Source organism: Herbaspirillum sp. B65 (assembly GCF_000333555.1).
GTDB lineage: Bacteria > Pseudomonadota > Gammaproteobacteria > Burkholderiales > Burkholderiaceae_D > Herbaspirillum > Herbaspirillum rubrisubalbicans.
Map to the genome: position 1 here is coordinate 1 of NZ_BADI01000485.1, position 1,104 is coordinate 1,104.

A 1,104-nucleotide genomic window follows, 5' to 3' on the forward strand; every position below is an offset into this window, starting at 1 on the left:
TAGCTTTACCGTCGGAAGACATCACCTTCTCCACAGCAAACGTCGCATAGAAATCCTCGTACATCCGCGGGATAGAGCTGTTGCTGGCGTCTTTCCCTCTGCTTGCCAAGTAAGAGATGACTAGGCCCTCATGCTCCTCTCGGTTAACTCCTTCCTCGGTGGATCTTCCCGTTTTGACTATGTCCCGCTTTCGACCGAGCTTTTTCTTAATGACACGCGGCAGCCCCTTGGGTCTGCGCTTATCCCTTACGGTCTCCTCAAGATTTCTACCTGTGTAGAAGTATTTCAGTATCAGTCGCTTAATCGTATTCGTGCAGCCCCCATACTTCTTGGATAGACGTGTCATTTCCGCTTCCCAACGCTTACCGAAAATCAAGGTGTGCGTCGCTTGCATGTCGAAATCTTTTAGGATCGCTGCCCGCAACTTCTCCTTTGGGCTAAGAACGGCGTTGAGAACTGGTTCCTTTTTTCTCAGTTCCGGTGATGCCTCTGCTAGAAGAACATTGCCGTTTAAAATCCCCTTTTCTATCACTTTCTTATTCGCTATCAGTGGGCGTTTGTAATGGATTTTCAGCTTCGCCTGATGCTCCACATCTTCATAAGTTGGGATCTCAACGAGAACAAGATCCGGCTCCCGATCCGTCATCCAGACAACCCGATAGAAACCAGCTGGCAGCCCGGATGAAGCAGCCCTCACGTAGAAGTCGGTATGGACTTTCATGCTCATGATTCTCCCCCGGCAACGATAAAGGAGAAACAGTTCGCGCTAGCCAGCTTTCTCGGCCTGGATGCCAGCTCGATGGTCCATGGATCTGCGAGACACGGCCAATCCCAGCGCTGAAAATCTACCCAAATGTATCCCACCCAAATGGCATACTTCAGCGCGTGAATCACTCGATCGGCGGGAACATCCAGGCAGGCGATGCGCTCATTCATAGGCGCGTGGGAGTCGGTTTTTAAAATGAGNCAATCCACAACCGAAAGCAGAAAATCATCAGAAACAGGTGCGTAGCTCCCCCGAAATGACGAAGCCCAGTTTCACCACGCATGGNTGCCGAGTCCTTAGCCTCGACCTCAGTGATGATAAGCAGATCAACGTTCCGG

The 1,104-nt window shown here is 51.0% G+C and carries 1 protein-coding gene; it reads right to left on the reverse strand.

The genetic code is table 11. The features are described 5' to 3' along the window. A partial coding sequence (locus I5W_RS11760) for a hypothetical protein (protein WP_044529364.1) occupies window positions 1-727 on the reverse strand: 727 nt, incomplete at its 3' end. Window positions 728-1,104 lie beyond the last annotated feature (377 nt).